This window comes from Proteus sp. GOKU, from assembly GCF_015475555.1.
In the GTDB taxonomy this organism is placed as follows: Bacteria; Pseudomonadota; Gammaproteobacteria; order Enterobacterales; family Enterobacteriaceae; genus Proteus; species Proteus mirabilis_B.
This window is the reverse complement of sequence record NZ_CP034105.1, coordinates 3,509,038-3,528,556: the sequence shown is the minus strand read 5'-3', so window position 1 is coordinate 3,528,556 and position 19,519 is coordinate 3,509,038. Positions and strand designations below refer to the sequence as shown.

General features: G+C 38.3%; 20 protein-coding genes and 2 tRNA genes. 19 read left to right on the top strand and 3 right to left on the bottom strand.

Going from position 1 to position 19,519, the window contains the following annotated elements:
* The first annotated feature begins 335 nt into the window (after positions 1-335).
* From EHE21_RS16150 to EHE21_RS16140, 3 genes are all read left to right on the top strand, one after another.
* Positions 336-1,967 carry a Na/Pi cotransporter family protein gene (locus EHE21_RS16150; protein ID WP_194951242.1) on the top strand — a complete coding sequence of 544 codons (1,632 nt, stop codon included), beginning with the start codon at positions 336-338 and terminating at the stop codon, positions 1,965-1,967.
* A gap of 2 nt (positions 1,968-1,969) precedes the next feature.
* Positions 1,970-2,518, top strand: a complete 549-nt coding sequence (locus EHE21_RS16145; RefSeq protein ID WP_194951241.1) for a GNAT family N-acetyltransferase — start codon at positions 1,970-1,972, stop codon at positions 2,516-2,518.
* Positions 2,519-2,723: 205 nt separating this feature from the next.
* Complete coding sequence (locus EHE21_RS16140; RefSeq protein WP_194951240.1) at positions 2,724-2,987, top strand: DUF1435 family protein; 264 nt, start codon at positions 2,724-2,726, stop codon at positions 2,985-2,987.
* A 64-nt stretch (positions 2,988-3,051) separates the two neighbouring features.
* Here EHE21_RS16140 and EHE21_RS16135 read toward each other — a convergent pair.
* Positions 3,052-3,138: transfer RNA gene (locus EHE21_RS16135), tRNA-Leu, on the bottom strand.
* Between the two features lie 26 nt (positions 3,139-3,164).
* Positions 3,165-3,251: transfer RNA gene (locus EHE21_RS16130), tRNA-Leu, on the bottom strand.
* A 189-nt stretch (positions 3,252-3,440) separates the two neighbouring features.
* Between EHE21_RS16130 and EHE21_RS16125 the strand changes: the two genes are divergently transcribed.
* Positions 3,441-3,866, top strand: a complete 426-nt coding sequence (locus EHE21_RS16125) for a hypothetical protein (protein ID WP_194951239.1) — start codon at positions 3,441-3,443, stop codon at positions 3,864-3,866.
* A 117-nt stretch (positions 3,867-3,983) separates the two neighbouring features.
* Here the strand turns inward: EHE21_RS16125 and rsmC are convergent, their stop codons facing one another.
* Positions 3,984-5,000 carry a 16S rRNA (guanine(1207)-N(2))-methyltransferase RsmC gene (rsmC, locus tag EHE21_RS16120; RefSeq protein ID WP_088494568.1) on the bottom strand — a complete coding sequence of 339 codons (1,017 nt, stop codon included), beginning with the start codon at positions 4,998-5,000 and terminating at the stop codon, positions 3,984-3,986.
* A gap of 129 nt (positions 5,001-5,129) precedes the next feature.
* Here rsmC and EHE21_RS16115 point away from each other — a divergent pair, with 129 nt between their 5' ends.
* From EHE21_RS16115 to EHE21_RS16045, 15 genes are all read left to right on the top strand, one after another.
* Positions 5,130-5,540, top strand: coding sequence for a DNA polymerase III subunit psi (locus tag EHE21_RS16115; protein WP_023582915.1), 411 nt, complete (start codon positions 5,130-5,132; stop codon positions 5,538-5,540).
* Complete coding sequence (gene rimI / locus EHE21_RS16110) at positions 5,509-5,955, top strand: ribosomal protein S18-alanine N-acetyltransferase (protein ID WP_023582914.1); 447 nt, start codon at positions 5,509-5,511, stop codon at positions 5,953-5,955. The genes EHE21_RS16115 and rimI overlap by 32 nt, the downstream gene beginning before the upstream one ends.
* A gap of 615 nt (positions 5,956-6,570) precedes the next feature.
* Positions 6,571-6,840, top strand: a complete 270-nt coding sequence (locus tag EHE21_RS16105) for a DUF1778 domain-containing protein (RefSeq protein ID WP_194951238.1) — start codon at positions 6,571-6,573, stop codon at positions 6,838-6,840.
* Positions 6,837-7,367, top strand: coding sequence for a GNAT family N-acetyltransferase (locus EHE21_RS16100; RefSeq protein WP_194951237.1), 531 nt, complete (start codon positions 6,837-6,839; stop codon positions 7,365-7,367). The genes EHE21_RS16105 and EHE21_RS16100 overlap by 4 nt, the downstream gene beginning before the upstream one ends.
* A gap of 268 nt (positions 7,368-7,635) precedes the next feature.
* Complete coding sequence (gene prfC, locus EHE21_RS16095; RefSeq protein ID WP_194951236.1) at positions 7,636-9,225, top strand: peptide chain release factor 3; 1,590 nt, start codon at positions 7,636-7,638, stop codon at positions 9,223-9,225.
* A 604-nt stretch (positions 9,226-9,829) separates the two neighbouring features.
* On the top strand, positions 9,830-10,174 hold the full coding sequence (locus tag EHE21_RS16090) for a BON domain-containing protein (RefSeq protein WP_194951235.1): 345 nt from the start codon (positions 9,830-9,832) through the stop codon (positions 10,172-10,174).
* A 129-nt stretch (positions 10,175-10,303) separates the two neighbouring features.
* The gene (locus EHE21_RS16085; RefSeq protein WP_194951234.1) at positions 10,304-11,368 is read left to right on the top strand and encodes a patatin-like phospholipase family protein; all 1,065 of its coding nucleotides are present in this window, start codon (positions 10,304-10,306) and stop codon (positions 11,366-11,368) included.
* Positions 11,361-12,143 carry a TatD family hydrolase gene (locus EHE21_RS16080; protein WP_194951233.1) on the top strand — a complete coding sequence of 261 codons (783 nt, stop codon included), beginning with the start codon at positions 11,361-11,363 and terminating at the stop codon, positions 12,141-12,143. The genes EHE21_RS16085 and EHE21_RS16080 overlap by 8 nt, the downstream gene beginning before the upstream one ends.
* A gap of 353 nt (positions 12,144-12,496) precedes the next feature.
* Positions 12,497-13,798: a NupC/NupG family nucleoside CNT transporter gene (locus tag EHE21_RS16075; RefSeq protein WP_088494573.1), complete on the top strand. Its 1,302-nt coding sequence runs from the start codon at positions 12,497-12,499 to the stop codon at positions 13,796-13,798.
* Between the two features lie 519 nt (positions 13,799-14,317).
* The gene (gene deoC / locus EHE21_RS16070) at positions 14,318-15,097 is read left to right on the top strand and encodes a deoxyribose-phosphate aldolase (protein WP_064721106.1); all 780 of its coding nucleotides are present in this window, start codon (positions 14,318-14,320) and stop codon (positions 15,095-15,097) included.
* Between the two features lie 70 nt (positions 15,098-15,167).
* Complete coding sequence (deoA, locus tag EHE21_RS16065) at positions 15,168-16,490, top strand: thymidine phosphorylase (RefSeq protein ID WP_006536108.1); 1,323 nt, start codon at positions 15,168-15,170, stop codon at positions 16,488-16,490.
* Positions 16,491-16,556: 66 nt separating this feature from the next.
* Positions 16,557-17,783 carry a phosphopentomutase gene (gene deoB / locus EHE21_RS16060; protein WP_194951232.1) on the top strand — a complete coding sequence of 409 codons (1,227 nt, stop codon included), beginning with the start codon at positions 16,557-16,559 and terminating at the stop codon, positions 17,781-17,783.
* Between the two features lie 77 nt (positions 17,784-17,860).
* Positions 17,861-18,577: a purine-nucleoside phosphorylase gene (gene deoD / locus EHE21_RS16055; RefSeq protein WP_036934279.1), complete on the top strand. Its 717-nt coding sequence runs from the start codon at positions 17,861-17,863 to the stop codon at positions 18,575-18,577.
* A gap of 252 nt (positions 18,578-18,829) precedes the next feature.
* On the top strand, positions 18,830-19,039 hold the full coding sequence (locus EHE21_RS16050; protein WP_109410045.1) for a hypothetical protein: 210 nt from the start codon (positions 18,830-18,832) through the stop codon (positions 19,037-19,039).
* On the top strand, positions 19,036-19,410 hold the full coding sequence (locus EHE21_RS16045) for a hypothetical protein (protein ID WP_194951231.1): 375 nt from the start codon (positions 19,036-19,038) through the stop codon (positions 19,408-19,410). Before EHE21_RS16050 ends, EHE21_RS16045 begins: the two co-directional genes overlap by 4 nt.
* Positions 19,411-19,519 lie beyond the last annotated feature (109 nt).

Genomic DNA, 19,519 nt, shown 5'->3' with positions numbered 1-19,519 from the left:
CTCTGGTCGCGTTTTTTTATTAATAATTTAGTCTATTTAAAATAAAATGATAATAAATCAATAGGTTATTTACAGGCTGATTTTGAAAGTTACACATTCTCTGCTATAATTAACAGAATTTACAAATTAATCTATGTAATATTCTCAACTTCTCCATTGATTATTGCACTTAAGTTGCAATATCTTTTTGTCTAATAACGCTCTACGTTATTAAGGCATTACCCGTAAAAAATCTTTTCTCAGATAGATTATCTGCTCGTGGTCTTTCTCTTTTTTATGAGATTGAAGGAGAACAGAGTCAAACAAACAACGATAAAAATAAGGTTATTCTTTCTATGCTGACACTGCTTCATTTACTCTCATCAGTCGCGCTTCTTGTCTGGGGAACACATATTGTTCGTACAGGCATTATGCGTGTCTTTGGTTCTGATTTACGCCGAATTTTAGGTAAAAGTATTAATAAGAAATCCAACGCTTTCCTTGCGGGGGTGGGAGTAACGGCATTAGTCCAAAGCAGTAATGCGACGGCACTTTTGGTTATCTCTTTTGTGACGCAAGGACTGATTTCGATTACACCAGCACTGGTTATTATGTTAGGTGCAGATGTGGGTACTGCACTTATGGCGCGAGTGTTAACCTTTGATCTCTCTTGGTTATCACCACTGCTTATTCTTGTCGGGGTGATCACTTTTCTAAGTCGTAAAAAAGAGCGAGTTGGGCAATTAGGGCGCGTAGGAATTGGTCTTGGTTTAATTATTTTAGCCTTACAACTGATAGTCACCTCTGCCGAGCCAATTACCCATGCCAGTGCGGTACAAGCTATCTTTACTTCATTAAGTGGCGATACTGTTTTAGCGCTTCTCGTGGGTGCTTTATTTGCGATGGTAAGTTACTCGAGCCTTGCCGCCGTATTATTAACCGCGACACTGAGTGCAACTGGGCTAATGCCTTTATATATCAGCTTATGCATTGTGATTGGTTCTAATATTGGTAGTGGTTTGCTGGCGCTAATGAGTAGTCGAGGTCAAAGTGTTGTTTCACGCCAAGTAGTACTAGGAAGTCTATTTTTTAAATTGATTGGTGCGCTATTGGTTTTACCTTGGATTACCATCATTGCAAATAAAATTCAGCAGTATGGATTTTCACCGGCTGAAGTCGTTATCTATTTTCATGTTATTTATAATCTTGTTCGCTGTATTTTGATGATCCCTTTTGTCGGTATAATGGCGAAATTATGTCAGCGACTTATTCCTGAATTACCGGTTACTGAATCTGAAATGGCGCCGCGGTATTTAGACCAATCCGCGATTGATACACCGTCGTTGGCAATTGCTAATGCGGTTAGAGAATCACTACGATTAGGTGATGTTATAGAACAAATGCTGCAACGTTTTACTGCATTAATGGAAGGCGATCGTCAGCAAAAAAGGGAAATTAGCCAGTTAGAAGAAGAGGTGGAATTACTCCACAGCAGCATTAAATTGTATATGGCACAAATTCAACAGCATGATCTAGGAACTGAAGATTCTCGACGTTGGGCTGAAATTATTGATACAGCGATGAATTTACAACAATCATCCGCTATCATTGCGCGTATGTCGGCTGAAGTGGTGAGTAAAGGTTTAAATCATCACTTATTTTTATCGGAGGAAGGACGTCGTGAATTACAGACACTCCTTGAGCGTCTGCAAAGTAATCTGAATCTGGCGATGTCGGTATTTGTTTCCGGCAATATGGAACATGCTCGTAAATTACGTCGAGCAAAGCATCGTTTCCGTTTACTCAACCAGCGTTACTCGTTTGCTCATGTAGAACGTCTTCATTTGCATAATATGCAAAGCATTGAAACCAGTTCTCTGCATACCAGTTTGCTCGGTGATATGAAACGGTTGAATTCCTTATTCTGTGCAGTGGCTTACCACGCATTAGAACGAAGTGAATCATCATCAGAACAGGTTAATCTTTAATAATGAAAAACAATATTCGTCAATTAACAAGAAATGAAATTCCACAAGTGTGGGAAATTGATAGAACTGAGCTTATTGAAAAGCTATATGTATTAAAAGACGGAACGTTGCATTTATCAGAACAACGCTTTGATATGAAAGGTTGGCCAGAAGGTGAAGCAGAGCATTACACTCCTGTTTTACTCGAAAGTTTTGACCGAGGAGCGCCTTTCTGGGGTGTTTTTAAACAAGGTCAATTGGTTGCAGCTGCGAGTGTTGATCCGCAAAAACGCGGTCAAAATGGTACTCTACTTCAACTCTCTTTTTTACATGTTAGCCACCAGCAACGTAGGCAAGGTTTAGCACGAATATTATTTGATTATTGTGTGGAATATGCGAAGAAAAAAGGGGCTGGTGGATTATATATCTCATCAACACCTTCTGAAAATAGTGTGAATTTTTATCAGCATTTAGGGTGTCGTTTAATTGATATTCCTGATCCTGAACTTTATGAAAGAGAGCCTGAAGATATTCATTTAGTCTTTCATTTTATCAAGTCAAATAATGCTTAGTTTCGTTTATTGATCAGTACAACACATAATAAAATTAAACGCCTTATCATGAAAATGATAAGGCTTTTTTTGTTTATGACACTAATGAATAGACATAACCCTTTAAAAAATAAGGATATAAAGTAAGTTTTTTCTTTATATAAGTTGATTTAGTATAGGTGTTATATATAATAATGAAAATCATTATCATTAATGGTGGGTTATTATGGCTAAACCAACACGTATATCTCCAGTGACATCTTGGACATCTCGCATTAGTTTATGGGAAATGTTGGCGGTTTCTTCTTTACTAACAGTGATCATGCATTCTATTGCAGGGACATCTGCCTTTACGCTGGTTTTAGTGGTTTCAATGCTGTTATCCACCTTGATGCTATTTCATAAAAAATTACAGATGTGGGTAATGATCCCCGCAGGTGTTGTATTGACCTACAGTTTTATGACACTTTTAGTCGCATATTATGGATAGAGAATAGAATATTCGGTGTGTAATAGAATGGGTGTTATCACAAGGAGAAAAAAGGGTTATTGAGTGGTGCGAAGAGGGGGACTTGAACCCCCACGTCCGTAAGAACACTAACACCTGAAGCTAGCGCGTCTACCAATTCCGCCATCCTCGCAGTCTTACTCAATTAATTGTGTCTGTTGGTGCGAAAGGGGGGACTTGAACCCCCACGTCCGTAAGGACACTAACACCTGAAGCTAGCGCGTCTACCAATTCCGCCACTCTCGCATTCAGACAGGAAGCGAATTTTATGCCTTTTATTTTTGGCGTCAATTATTTTTTATCAATAAATTATCTTAGTGATGAAAAATAAAACAGCGAGAGAAATACATAAAATAGATCGACTATATTTTTTTTAGAGCTAAGATTAATAATCATTACAAAAACCAATTTCGCAATACGTTCATGAGGTTTTTTATGAAAAAAATCAATATGTTGATTGTTATTTTATCTGTGATGATATCAAGTAATGTATATGCAGAAATCTTCAAAGATAAAACGGGTCAAGTTGTTGGCTCAACCCGTGCAGGTAGTAGCGGTGAGACCATTTACCTAAATAAAAGTGGTCAAGTCATTGGTTCATCCCGTACAAGTAGTAACGGTGAGATCACTTACCTAAATAAAAGTGGCCAGGTCATTGGCTCAGCCCGTACAGGTAGTAATGGTGAGACTACTTACCTAAATAAAAGTGGCCAAGTCACTGGCTCAGCCCGTACAGGCAGTAACGGTGAGACTACCTACCTAAATAAAAGTGGCCAAATCACTGGTTCAGCCCGTACAGGTAGTAATGGTGAGACCATTTACCTAAATAAAAGTGGTCAGGTTATTGGCTCAAAAAAATGATAACTTTCGCTTGAAAATGAAAGGATTTGTTATTAGATGACTGTTTTTAGACGTAAACTGAAGACCCCCAGTAGTTGGAAAATCAATTACTGGGAGGGCTTATAACAGGGCTTGTGATTAGTCTTTTTTAGTTGCTTGGTAAACTTTGAATTTACCTGTTGATGCAAGCACTTCGTGAGAGCCAAATACATGATCCAATATATCTGGATAAGGGATAAACGAATTCGCCACAATTCGTAATTTACCGCCTCTTTTCAAATAATTTGGTGCAAGACGAATGATATCTTCAGCTGCTTCATAGCTTGTGCCTAAACCATCATGGAAAGGCGGGTTTGAGATTATCCAATCATAAGTTTCTTCAATTGCTGAATAGACATTACTTGCAATCACTCGACCTTCTAATTCATTCACGTTTAAGGTGGCGATACTAGAAGAAATTGCTGCGGCATTCACATCACACAGTGTCAGTTTTAACATTGGGTTTTTCTTACCGAGTACAGTGGCGAGGACACCACAGCCACATGCCATATCCAGTAAGTCGCCAACCATTGCATCATCAAAAGTTGAAAGTAATAAGCGGCTACCCTCATCTAATGCATTTTGGCTAAAGACGCCCGGTAATGCCATTACAGTAAGATCATCATGGCGATAAGTTTGCCACCAGTTATTACGGTCAAACAGTGTTTGATATGTTTGAGTACCAAAAAATAAGCTGCAACGGCGTGCTGAATCTATTTTTTTTAGTTTAGCGATACCGTTCATTAATTCAGTGGCACTTTTAACACCGCTACGGTTTTCACCAACGATAAAGATTTCAGTACCCACTTGTAAGTTAGAGCAAAGGCTACGCAGTTGGAAAGTGGCTTCGTTTTTATTTTTAGGCCAAAAATAGATCAAGGTATTGCAATATTTCACAAAGGACTGATCTGCAACTAAACCGAAGAGTGCGTTATCACCCATTGATTTTAGTAATGGTAGCCACTGGTGATATTGGTTGGTATATGCTCTGACACTTTTCGCCTGAATTTGCGCCGCGAAAGTATCTTGAAGATCACCTGCAATAAGTACATGCCTGTCTGCGAAATGATCTAGGTGACGAAGAATAACTTCGCTAGCAGGGGACAGTGAGGACATTATGATTATTACTCCTTAAAAAACATGAGACGCATGATATCAGATATAAAGAAACCGACGCTATTTATTGGCGTAGTTTATGCCCTCTGATACTATGTACCGTTGTTCTACACTTGATAGGTAAGCATAATGAGCCGTAAAGACAGAATGTTATCCCAACTTGGAATTCGTCAGTGGGTACTTCGTAAGCCTGCTGTGTTAAAAGGCGAGCATTCTGTTCAATTTCCGGATACAACACGTTTACTTATCATTACTGATGATACCGTTGATCTAAATAACGGGCTTTTCTCTGATATTTTTAGCGCCATGGGGATAGATAAAGACGAAATCTATTGTATTACAACAGATGATGTGAGCATGCTCACAGAATCATTTGATCTTCCCTGCTGGTTATTAGGCACTGATCTCATACTTCCCTCTGAATATACTTCTCTGAGAAGCCCTTCATTACATCAGTTATATTTTGATGCTGATGCAAAACGCGATCTTTGGAAACAAATCTATCAATATGAAGACCATTTCACTCTTAAACCCTGCTGATTTACCTTTAGCATGGCAAATTGAAAAATTAAGTCATTCATTCCCTTGGAGTGAAGAAACATTTTATAGTAACCAAGGAAGTCATTATTTTAATCTGAAAATTTGCATTGATAATATTATTGTAGGTTTCGCAATTACGCAATTAATATTAGATGAGGCAACACTTTTTAATATTGCAATCCATCCTGATTATCAGGGGAAAGGTTACGGCAAAGCTCTTTTATTAGAACTGATTGAAACACTTGAGAAAAAAAATATCACTACCTTGTGGTTAGAGGTGCGAGAATCCAATGAAAAAGCGTTCAATCTCTATGAATCTATTGGATTTAATTTCGTTTCAAAACGCAAAAACTATTACCCAACAAAGACGGGGAATGAAGATGCGATTATCATGGCTTATCCTATTTCTTTCTAATTAAATCTTTATTTAAGTTAAATTTAAAACGCCTTCTATTAGGCGTTTTTTTTATTTTATTTGAAGTATGAAAATTTTATTTTTTATTAATTGTATTTAAAATTTATCTTTATTTTTACTTAATGTAAATTTATCAAGTTAATTTCACTTTTGTCATTGTTTAATTTTAAAACGTTAGGTGATTATAACAGTGTTAAAAAGGTGAATAGTATTTGAAATAAGTAAATTGAGTATTTGTTTTTGTTTTAAATAAAGTGATTAGTCTCTAAATATAGACAAAATTAAATCTAAATAAAGGTGTATTTATATAGGATCTTATATTCAATCCCGATTTTAACCGAAAATAAATAGGCTAATTCAGGGCTTTATTAATGGTATTGGTTTTTTTAATAGCAGAGTAGTCAATCAACAACTCTCAATGCACTTGCTACATTTATAAATCAAACCATGACATTCTTCACAGAACAAATGGCTAACTGGGTTAGAAATTGTAGATCTTTGTATGTAATGCATACAGAAAAGAAGAGTGGAAATTTGCTGTACAAGGTTGATTGGTTGAAATCTATGCAATATAATCTCTTTTGGTACGGAAAAGATACGTACAAAGGAGATTATATGGCAACAACACGTCTTGATATTCGGCTTGACGAAGAGATAAAAGCAAAAGCTGAAAAAGCATCAGCGTTGTTAGGGCTTAAGAGTTTAACGGAGTATGTTGTTAGGTTAATGGATGAAAATGCAACACAGGTCATTTTGCAACACGAAAGTATTGAAGTTAAAAATGATATTTTTGATGAGTTTCTAACAGCTTGTGATAATGCTAAAGCCCCTAACCAAGCACTTATTGATGCAGTCCAACTTGCAAATAAAAGTGGTATTAAGTGAGTATAGGCAAAGAGTTTGAAGAATTATGTAAGCTAAAACATGATAGGACGTCGTTTGATTGTGGGGAAGTGGAGCTTAATACATTTCTTCAAACCCAAGCAATTAAGCATATGCAAGCTGGGATAAGCCGGACAATGGTTTTACCCAGCAAACAGTTGTTGGATAATCAAAAATACTCGATATGTGCATTTTACAGCATAACGCCTAGTGCTATACATCGAGAAACATTACCAACAAGTTTAGCCAAAAAGCTCCCTCGTTATCCTATACCTGTTTTTTTACTTGCTCAGTTAGCTGTGCATAAAGATTTTCATGGCGTTGGTTTGGGGAAAATAAGCCTTGTTCGTGCGCTTCATTATTTGTGGAAGGTAAATACCTATATGAGAGCGTATGCAGTCGTTGTTGATTGCTTAACTGATGCCTCAAAATCATTTTATGCAAAGTTTGGCTTTGATGTTCTTTGTGAGCATAATGGGCGAGTTAGAATGTTTCTTCCGATGAAAACGATAAAACAGCTTTTTGAATAAGCTGATTCATCTCTCGCCAATAAAGCACCATAATACAGTGAGATCATAATTGATGAATGTTATTACCTATCACGAACACTAGGCATCACTCCCTCAAGCAGATAAAATAGTAACCATTGATTGTTTATACAGACAAGATAGGCGAAAATAAGCGCCAATTAAGATTAACTTACGGGTTGAATGTCTTTTATAGTCACTTTAATTATTACTTATCGCAATATATCAGTGCCTTACATTCTCTCGTCTATCAACCAGAAGATCACCATTGATGTCTAATCCTATTTTTCAGCAAGAAGTTGCTCGTCGTAGAACTTTTGCCATTATTTCCCACCCCGATGCGGGTAAAACAACCATCACTGAAAAAGTGTTGTTATTCGGACAAGCAATTCAACGTGCAGGAACCGTAAAAGGCCGTGGTTCAAATCAGCATGCAAAATCTGACTGGATGGAAATGGAAAAACAACGTGGTATTTCTATTACAACCTCAGTCATGCAGTTCCCTTATGCCGATTGCTTAGTTAACTTATTAGATACCCCAGGGCACGAAGACTTCTCTGAAGATACTTATCGTACTTTAACCGCAGTTGACTGCTGTTTAATGGTAATTGACTCCTCTAAAGGGGTTGAAGATCGTACTCGTAAGTTAATGGAAGTAACACGTTTACGTGACACTCCAATTCTGACTTTTATGAATAAACTCGACCGTGATATTCGTGATCCAATGGAAGTCATGGACGAAGTTGAAACAGAATTGAAAATTGCATGTAGCCCTGTGACTTGGCCTATTGGTTGCGGAAAACTCTTTAAAGGGGTTTATCACATTCTTAAAGATGAAACCTATCTTTATCAAACAGGTCAAGGTCATACTATTCAGGATTCTCGTGTCATTAAAGGGTTAGATAACCCAGAGCTTGATGAAGCTATTGGTGATGATTTAGCAAGCCAATTACGTGATGAATTAGAGTTGGTATTAGGTGCATCTCATGAATTTGATCATGAAGCATTCTTAGCTGGCGAATTAACTCCCGTGTTCTTTGGTACTGCATTAGGTAACTTTGGTGTTAACCATATGCTTGATGGCCTTGTAAAATGGGCACCAGCACCAATGCCTCGTCAAACTGATATGCGTGAAATTACCGCTTCTGAAGAGACGTTCACAGGTTTCGTCTTTAAGATCCAAGCCAATATGGACCCTAAACACCGTGACCGTGTTGCATTCCTGCGTGTTGTTTCAGGTATGTATGATAAAGGCATGAAGTTACACCAAGTCCGCATCAAAAAAGATGTGGTGATTTCTGATGCATTAACCTTTATGGCAGGCGATCGTTCTCACGTAGAACATGCTTATCCAGGGGATATCATTGGTCTTCATAACCACGGTACAATCCAAATTGGTGATACCTTTACTCAAGGTGAAATCCTGAAATTTACCGGTATTCCAAACTTTGCGCCTGAGTTATTCCGCCGTATTCGTTTACGTGATCCGTTAAAACAGAAGCAGTTACTTAAAGGATTGGTACAGTTATCAGAAGAAGGTGCTGTACAGGTCTTTAGACCACTGGCAAATAACGATTTAATCGTAGGGGCGGTGGGTGTACTTCAGTTTGATGTAGTTGTTGCAAGACTTAAGAGTGAATATAACGTTGAAGCAATTTATGAATCCGTTAACGTTTCAACAGCTCGCTGGGTTGAGTGTAATAACGAGAAAAAACTCGAAGAGTTTAAACGTAAAAATGAACAAAACTTGGCACTTGATGGCGGCGATAACTTAACTTATATCGCACCAACGATGGTTAACTTGAATTTAACGCGTGAGCGTTATCCTGATGTTGAGTTTCATCAGACGCGTGAACACTGATACTCGTCTTACTCGTCATACTTCAAGGTGTAGCGTTGTTGACGGCGTTCATTCGCACTAGTCACATACTTGTGTATGCTCCTAGCGACTCATTTACTTGTCGCCTAGCTACAACTTGAATTATTTAGAGTAATGGCATTGGCATACTTACAGTTGTAACTTGAATTATTTAGAGTATGTAATCTAATGAAAAGGCTATATATTTTAATATAGCCTTTTTTGTGTTTTTACTTTTTTAAGTGTTTGTAGCCAATAAATCTTAGTAATAAACTCGTTTTTCTTTGTTAAATCTACTCTGCATATCACTAATATCCTGCCAAAAAGCCCTTCTCCATTTGGAATTACTCTCTTTTTTTTCTGTTAACATTGTGCCCGTTTTTATACTTATTTATAAATATATGTAAAATTTCTTATAGTTTTATTTGTTATTATTAGAATAAAATTATTAGGATTAGTCTTTATTTGTTATTTTTTACTTTATTTAACTCAAATAGCTTATTAGTGTAATAGCTTAGATTGTTAAAATTTTGTAGTACTTCATAAAAATACAGATATTAAAACACACATATTTCCTATCGCAGTTATTGTGATTAGGGGGAGAGCAATGAAACAATATAAAACGCTAAAATTAGCGTTAGTGATGTCAATGGGCTTAGCTGTTGTTAGTATGGGTGCATCAGCTGAAACATCGTGGTATAGCGAAATTAATAACAGTGGAAATAACACGGGTTATTATTTAAGTGATACTTCCATCTCGAATAAAATTAAAGATACGCTATTACCAATGCAAGATATTGATAGTGAAAATATTTCTATTCGCACTGAGTTTGGGCATGTCTTTCTTTCAGGTTTTGTTGATAGTAAAGCACAAGAAGAAAAAATCTTACAAATTATTGAAAAGATTGAAGGTGTTAAAAGCGTAGACTCAGATGTAAATATCAAATCATAAACATGATTTTCTTTTGTATTCGTCATATTCCAAGAAGATATTGTCTAATTTATTTGTATGAATACGTAAAAATAATGACGTCAAAAAGATGTGCGGGTATCCTTTAATAAGTTGTATAAAGGAGACATTATGGGGAAGTATATACCTGTCACATTAAATAATATTACGGCACTTGAATTTCAATCCTCACTACCACAAGGCAAAGTGGCTTTAGTTTGTGAAGGCGGAGGTCAACGCGGGATCTTTACTGCGGGTGTCCTTGATGAATTTATGCGATCACAATTTGATCCCTTTGATATTCTACTTGGAGTGTCTGCGGGAGCACAAAATTTATCTGCTTTTGCCTGTGGTCAGCGTGGATATGCACGTAAAATTATTAATCGTTATACAACCAATAATCAATTCTTCAATCCTATTCGTTTTGTCCGTGGTGGCAATTTACTCGATCTTGATTGGTATATAGATACAACAGCCAAAGAAATGCCTCTTGATATGCCAACAGCACTACGCCGTTTTGATGCTGGGCGTGAGTTTTATATGGTGGCAAGTCGTTCTGATAATTTTCAGGCAAATTATTTTCAACCAGATGAACCGACTTGGCTTGAGATAATCAAAGCGTCCAGTGCTATTCCTGCTTTTTATCGTAATGGTGTCTTATTTCATGATGTTGTTTATCATGATGGTGGGATCAGCGATGCTATTCCTGTGAGAGAAGCTTATCGACGAGGTTGTCGTACTATTGTCGTTGTTCGTACTGTTCCTTCTGAATACCAATACACAACAGAGTGGGTTGAGCGTATGGGAAAATGGTTTGAAAATAGCCGTTTACAGCGCTTTATGGAGATGGCTCAAGTACATATCGAAACCTATACCGAAACAATTAAATTTATCCAATCCCCCCCAGAAGATGTTGTGGTTATTGAAATTTATCCACCAACGACATTGCAATCTAGTGCATTAGGAAGTCGTTTAAGTGCATTAAATCATGATTATCATGTGGGTAGACGTTGTGGCCGCTATTTTTTGGCGACAATTGGTCAGCACTTTTCTAAGAAAAAATTCAAACAGCACGATAAAAAAGTCTTTAGCTTATTTGAACAAGAAGCAAAGGCGGATAAAGCAGAGAATGCTTCTATTATTCAACAAGGAACTCGAAGCGTACATCCTGATGTGAGGCAAATTCAGAATGAATAAATTTATTGATACTCACTGCCATTTTGATTTCCCAGTTTTTTATGATGATATTGCCAATAGCTTGTCATTAGCGCATCAAGCTCATGTTGAAAAAATAATTATTCCTGCCGTTGCCCGTTGGAATTTTGATGTTGTTGCTGAGCTCGCTAATAATCATCATCAATTATATTGTGCATTGGGGTTACACCCTTTATATATTGAAGAGCACACTGAACAACATCTATTGGAATTAGAACAAAAATTAAAAACAGCTTCTCGTTGTGTCGCCATTGGAGAGATTGGGCTTGATGACTATATGGAAAATCCTCAGCTAGAGAAGCAAGAGGCATTTTTAATTGCACAGCTTAAGTTAGCGATTAAATTTGATTTACCCGTGATCCTACATTCACGTAAAACCCACGATAAACTAAGTGCGCTTTTACGCCGTTATGATGTGCCTCGTAAAGGGGTTATTCATGGTTTTGCAGGAAGTCTGCAACAGGCAGAAAAGTTTATTCAGCAAGGCTATTTTATTGGCGTTGGTGGAACCATTACTTATGAGCGAGCACAAAAAACTCGCCGTGCAATTGCCTCGTTACCGCTAGAATATCTGTTACTAGAAACAGATGCACCTGATATGCCTGTGAGTGGTTTTCAAGGTGAACCTAATCGTCCAGAACGTATTCAGAACGTTTTTTCCCAACTCTGTGAGCTACGTCAAGGATCACCAGAGGTGATCGCAGAGCAACTCTATCTCAATAGCCTACAATTATTTGGGCTCAACAATATTACCTAGCGCTTGAATGAAAATGCGGTTTATCTAAAGGTTAAAAACACCCCTTATTTTAATCTTATTAATATGAATAGGGCGTTTGTTTATTCCCTCGATTTAAGATTGAAAATACGTTTTGTTAATCCCAAGCGCATTTTTTCTAATTAGCCTGTTCAACAAATGCGTTTTCTTTCTTGTTTATGTGATCAACTTCTCATTTGTGACTTTTGTGTTACTTTTTTCAGACTCTATTTGTGATGGATATTGAGGGTTCTTTTCTTAGACTAGGTATAATTATCCGGCAAAAAGAGTCAATAAGCTCTGGCAAGGGCATTATTGATAATCCATTAAATTTTTATGTGAACAGGGATCCTTCAATGCAACTCATTATGAGCTTGGTCGGAATGGTAACATTAATATTGATAGCCATTCTGTTTTCCAGCAATCGACGTGCAATTAGACTACGTACAGTTGGTGGCGCATTCCTTATTCAGATTGGCTTAGGTGCCTTCGTTCTTTATTCTGACGGTGGTCGCGAGGTACTTCTTGCGGTTTCTGATGGCGTTAAGAATGTTATTGATTACGGCAATAATGGGATGAGCTTCCTATTCGCAGGCCTAGTATCAGATAAAATGTTCGAGTTGTTTGGTGGTGGCGGCTTCGTATTCGCCCTACGCGTACTACCTGTTATCGTGTTCTTCTCTTCATTAATTGCAGTGCTGTATTACCTCGGCATTATGCAAATAGTTATTAAAATTCTGGGTGGTGGCTTACAAAAAGTACTTGGCACATCACGAACAGAATCTATGTCTGCAACTGCAAATATTTTCGTTGGACAAACCGAAGCACCACTTGTTGTTCGCCCTTATATTGCAAGAATGACAACCTCAGAACTCTTTGCGGTTATGTGTGGTGGTTTAGCCTCTGTTGCGGGTTCAGTACTCGCTGGATACGCGAGTATGGGCGTACCGTTGGAGTATCTGATCACAGCATCCTTTATGGCAGCTCCAGGTGGTTTACTCTTTGCTAAATTGCTGATCCCTGAAACAGAAACACCGGATGATCAAAAAGATGCGCTGGATAAAATGGCGGAAGACGAAAAACCTGCCAATATTATCGATGCCGCTGCTGCGGGTGCCTCTTCAGGTTTACAACTTGCGCTTAACGTCGGTGCTATGTTACTTGCTTTCGTTGCATTGATTGCATTAGTTAATGGTATCCTTGGTGGTATTGGTGGCTGGTTTGGTTATGAAAATTTCTCATTAGAACTAGTGCTAGGTTGGGTATTTGCACCAATTGCTTTCCTGATTGGTGTACCTTGGAGTGAAGCAACCATTGCAGGCTCATTTATTGGACAAAAAATTGTTATCAATGAGTTCTATGCTTACTCTGAATTTAGTAAATACCTCAAAGAAGATGCACTAGTCGCAGGTTCTGGATTGGTTGTATTATCGGCTCAAACGAAGGTCATCATCTCCTTTGCACTGTGTGGTTTTGCTAACCTCTCTTCTGTTGCTGTACTGCTAGGTGGTTTAGGTGGAATGGCACCAAACCGTCGTAAAGATGTAGCGCGTTTAGGTATGAAAGCTGTGCTGGCTGGTACGCTCTCTAACTTAATGAGTGCAACAATTGCAGGTTTCTTCTTTGCATTAACAGCAATGGCTGTTGTTGCTGCTTAATTGATTTTTATTGTGAAGAGCAGATGGGGTTTGCCTATCTGCTCTTTTATGTTTGTTTTCTGCTGTAATGTTAACTACTTTTATTGTGTGAGATATTTCGCAATTTGTATTGAATAGGGTCAATAGCAATATCATTTCATATTGATCACGCTTTTTTTGCGTTATAAAGACGACTTAAAGGCGCTATTCGAGTAACATTAAACCAGAAAATGACCTAATTGTGATGTTAGTCACACTTTTATGTCATTGTTTGCAAGTTGCATTTGATTAGTGTGACGCAAAGCACATCTAATTGTTCCTTAGCGTGTTCAAATAAGATGTGCTGAAACTTCATGGAATGGCGAAGGCTCAATGACGGGTCGCCGAAGTGAGCATAGCGCGGTGAGAGGGAGCTCAGCTGTCGTTGTAGCGCAAGTTACAACAACATCTTCAAGGAACCAAGTCCGCTCGCCAACAAATTTAATCGCTAACCTTAAGCGTATGCCCAAAAGGGCTTGAGAAACATCGTTGGAGAGTTTTATGACAGATTTAACCGCTGCAGCGCGCCTTGCGCTGTCTTTGATGGATTTAACTACATTAAATGATGACGACACTGATGCAAAAGTGACTGCATTATGTCATCAGGCTAAAAGCCCAGAAGGTAATACAGCCGCTATTTGTATCTACCCACGTTTTATTCCGTTAGCACGTAAAGTGTTACGCGAACAGGGTACTCCAGACGTCCGTATCGCAACCGTAACTAACTTCCCTCATGGTAATGATGATTTAGATATCGCATTAGCAGAAACCAACGCGGCATTAGCTTATGGCGCAGATGAGGTTGACGTAGTTTTCCCTTACCGTGCATTTATGGCAGGTAACGAGCAAATCGGTTTTGATATCGTTAAAGCTTGTAAAGAAGCTTGTGCAGAAGCAGGTTCTTTACTGAAAGTAATTATTGAAACGGGTGAGCTGAAAGATCCAGCACTTATCCGTAAAGCATCTGAAATTTCAATCAAAGCAGGTGCTGACTTTATTAAAACTTCCACAGGTAAAGTACCTGTAAATGCAACACTGGAAAGCGCTGAGTTAATGATCCAAGTGATCCACGATATGGGTGTTGGCAAAGAAGTTGGTTTCAAACCAGCTGGTGGTGTACGTACCGCTGAAGAAGCCGCACAATACCTTGCATTAGCTAACCGCATTATGGGTGACAACTGGGTTGATGCCCGTCACTTCCGCTTTGGCGCGTCAAGCCTGTTAGGTAATTTATTAGCCACTTTAGGTCATGGCGAACAAAAATCGTCTAGTGGTTACTAATCCATTCGTAAAATATGCCCACTTTTCATTATTGTGGGCATTACCAATGCTATAAAACCAGGAGGTTGCAGTGTTTCTTGCCCAAGAGATTATTCGTAAAAAGCGTGATGGTCATCCTTTAACTGAGGAAGAAATTCGTTTTTTCATTAATGGCGTCAGAGATAATACTGTTTCTGAAGGTCAAATTGCTGCATTAGCAATGACTATTTATTTCCACGACATGACAATGCCAGAGCGTGTTGCTTTGACATTAGCTATGCGTGATTCCGGTACAGTACTGAACTGGAAAAGCCTAAATTTAAATGGCCCAATCGTTGATAAACACTCAACAGGTGGTGTAGGCGATGTAACTTCACTGATGTTAGGGCCAATGGTTGCGGCTTGTGGTGGTTATGTTCCTATGATCTCTGGCCGTGGATTAGGCCACACAGGTGGAACATTAGATAAGCTTGAAGCAATTCCAGGCTTTGATATTTTCCCTGATGATGAGAAATTCCGCGACATTATTCGTAATGTCGGCGTTGCTATTATTGGGCAGACTAATTCATTAGCACCTGCTGACAAACGCTTTTACGCTACCCGTGATATTACTGCTACAGTTGACTCAATCCCGCTTATCACTGCCTCTATTTTAGGTAAAAAATTAGCTGAAGGCTTAGATGCGTTAGTGATGGACGTTAAAGTGGGCTCGGGTGCCTTTATGCCGACTTATCAGAAATCTGAAGAGCTGGCTGAGTCAATTGTTCAAGTAGCAAATGGCGCAGGCTGTCAAACCACTGCACTGTTAACTGATATGAACGAAGTATTAGCTTCTAGCGCAGGTAATGCGGTTGAAGTTCGTGAAGCTGTTCAATTCTTAACAGGTGAATATCGTAATCCACGTCTATTTGAAGTCACTATGGCGCTGTGTGTTGAAATGTTAGTATCAGGCCGTTTAGCGGATGATCGTCAACAAGCTCGTCAAAAACTGCAAGATGTGTTGGATAACGGTAAAGCGGCAGAAGTCTTTGGTCGTATGGTTGCAGCACAGAAAGGCCCATCTGATTTTGTTGAAAACTACAATAAATACCTGCCAACTGCGGTATTAAGTAAACCTGTATTCGCTGAGAAAGCAGGATTTATCACTGAAATGGATACGCGTGCATTAGGTATGTCAGTTGTGACATTAGGTGGTGGTCGTCGTAAAGCAACTGATGCTATTGATTACAGTGTTGGCTTAAGCGACATCGTAGCGCTTGGTGCTGAAATCAATACAGATACACCTTTAGCGATGATCCACGCTAACAGTGAAAAATCATGGCAAGAAGCTGCGGCTGAAGTCCGTAAAGCGATGGTAATTGGTGACAGCAAACGCGAAGCTTCACCAATGGTGTACCGCCAAATCAGCGAATAAGAACTCAATTACGATTTATAAGTGACATATCCGTGGTCTACGGAGAATGACACAGGAGAGAGAATTATGAAACGTGTACATATCATGGTATTAGATTCCTTCGGTATCGGTGCTGCCGGTGATGCGGAGAAATTCGGTGACCAAGGTTCAGACACTTTAGGGCATATCGCACAAGCGTTTGCTGACGGTAAAGCAGATAGAGATGGCCGTAAAGGTCCTCTTCATTTACCTAATCTTTGCCGTTTAGGTTTAGGTAAAGCTGCGGAAGAATCAACAGGTAAATTCCCTATTGGTTTAGATAAAGACGCAGATATTATCGGTGCTTATGGCTACGCGAGTGAAATCTCTTCTGGTAAAGATACTCCGTCAGGCCACTGGGAAATCGCAGGTGTTCCTGTTCTGTTTGATTGGGGATACTTCAAAGAGCTGAAAAATTCATTCCCACAAGAACTGTTAGAAAACATCGTTAAACGTGCAAAATTACCAGGTTACTTAGGTAACTGCCATGCATCTGGTACAGTGATTTTGGATGAACTGGGCGAAGAGCATATGAAAACCGGTAAGCCGATTTTCTATACCTCTGCTGACTCTGTATTCCAAATCGCATGTCATGAAGAAACTTACGGTTTAGATGAATTATATGAGCTGTGTGAAATTGCTCGTGATGAACTAAACAAAGGCGATTACAACATTGGTCGTGTTATTGCGCGTCCATTTATCGGTGACAAACCAGGTAACTTCGCTCGTACAGGTAACCGTCATGATTTAGCGGTTGAGCCACCAGCACCAACTATGTTGAAAAAACTGGTTGATGAAAAACAAGGTCACGTTGTTTCTATCGGTAAAATTGCTGACATCTACGCAAACGTAGGTATCACTAAAAAAGTGAAAGCAACGGGTATTAATGCTCTGTTTGATGCGACACTTGAAGAAATGAAACTCGCGGGCGACAACACAATTGTATTCACCAACTTTGTTGACTTTGACTCATCTTACGGCCACCGTCGTGATGTAGTAGGTTACGGTGAAGCACTTGAGTTATTCGACCGTCGTTTACCAGAATTAATGGAACTGGTAAAAGAAGATGACATTCTTATCTTAACAGCAGACCACGGTTGCGACCCAACTTGGCCGGGTTCTGATCATACTCGTGAGCACATCCCTGTTCTTGTTTATGGTCCAAAAGTTAAACCAGGTTCATTAGGTCATCGTGAAACCTTCGCTGATATCGGCCAAACTGTTGTTAAATACTTCGGTGTGTCTCCAGTCGATTACGGTAAAGCAATGTTTTAATTTTACTTCGGTAGGCATAGCAATATGCCTACCGAATTATATTTAAATAGTAAAAAGATCAATTAAAAGGAAGAATTATGGCTACCCCTCATATTAACGCAGAAATGGGCGATTTTGCTGATGTCGTTTTAATGCCGGGCGACCCGCTTCGTGCTAAATACATCGCTGAAACTTTTTTACAAGACGTGCGTCAGGTAAACAATGTTCGTGGTATGTTAGGTTTTACAGGTACGTATAAAGGCCGTAAAGTTTCTGTAATGGGCCACGGTATGGGTATTCCTTCCTGCTCAATTTACGCAAAAGAATTAATTACAGATTTCGGCGTGAAAGTTATCATCCGTGTTGGTTCATGTGGTGCAGTATTACCAGATGTTGAACTGCGTGATGTTGTTATCGGTATGGGCGCATGTACTGACTCTAAAGTTAACCGTCTGCGTTTCAAAGACCAAGACTTTGCCGCTATCGCTGATTACCAATTAGTTCAAAATGCTGTTGATGCAGCAAAAGCGAAAGATATTAAAGTTCGCGTTGGTAACATCTTCTCTGCTGATCTGTTCTACTCTCCAGATCCAGAAATGTTTGATGTAATGGAAAAATACGGCATCCTAGGTGTTGAAATGGAAGCCGCAGGTATCTACGGTGTTGCAGCTGAATACGGCGCAAAAGCACTGACTATCTGTACTGTATCTGACCACATCAAAAAAGGTACACAGACCACTGCAGAAGAGCGTCAAACTACCTTTAATGAAATGATTGAAATTGCATTAGAATCTGTTCTGTTATTAGAAGACTAATCAATACATTTCGTTGCTTAAAAATAATAAAAACCCAATTTTTAAATTGGGTTTTTTTATGTCTAATTACTCAATAAAATAAACGAAAAGCTTTAATAAGATGTTTAAAATCAATGTGTTAGTTGTTATTTTTTTAGCTTGTAACTATCTATTTTCTTGACTATCAATAGTGTATTTTGTAGCCTATATAACATAGGTAATGAGATTGAAGATCTCTATTCCTACATTTTTATAGCAAAGTAGGAGGGTAATATGAACTTTGATATGTGCATAGCCCAAAATTGTGCATCTTTTTTTAACCCGATAACAAAAGTATTTGTTGTGGTTGATTCATTTAATAATTATGAGTTTGATGTACGTACAGGAACTTTATCTCATACGGAATTTGTAGGTACGATTACCGCAACAAGTGATGAAGAATTGAATAAAAAACTCGCTGAGATCACGGCTGCCTATATATGATAACAGAGCAAGAAATAAATCAGTTAGTTGCAAATATTAATGAAATTCTTCAAGAAGATAGGGCTAAATTAAAAATATCATTCCATTTTGCAGCCGAACGACTTAATGATAATCGTAATAACCCACCAATTACTTTAAATGAACTTAGAACTATATTTATAAAATTTATTAAGCATCATTTACAGAAAATATTAGAGAAAGAAGAAGGGTTTTCTTTTACGATAAAATGTAAAAACTCAGGTATTGCAATACCTTGCGCTATTGAACATGAGTTTGATATTGGTTCAAAATGGGTAATACAGCAAGTCATTACTATTATGAGAAAATGGGATTTTAACGCTTATCACGGCGATGCCCTTTTTGAAATTTAGATAATTCAACACTTTAAAGTCATTATTCAATTTATTCTCTTTAATATATTCTCTTTAATATAGCTATTAGTTATAGGGGAGCGCTTAATATATTAATTATTAGAGCGTC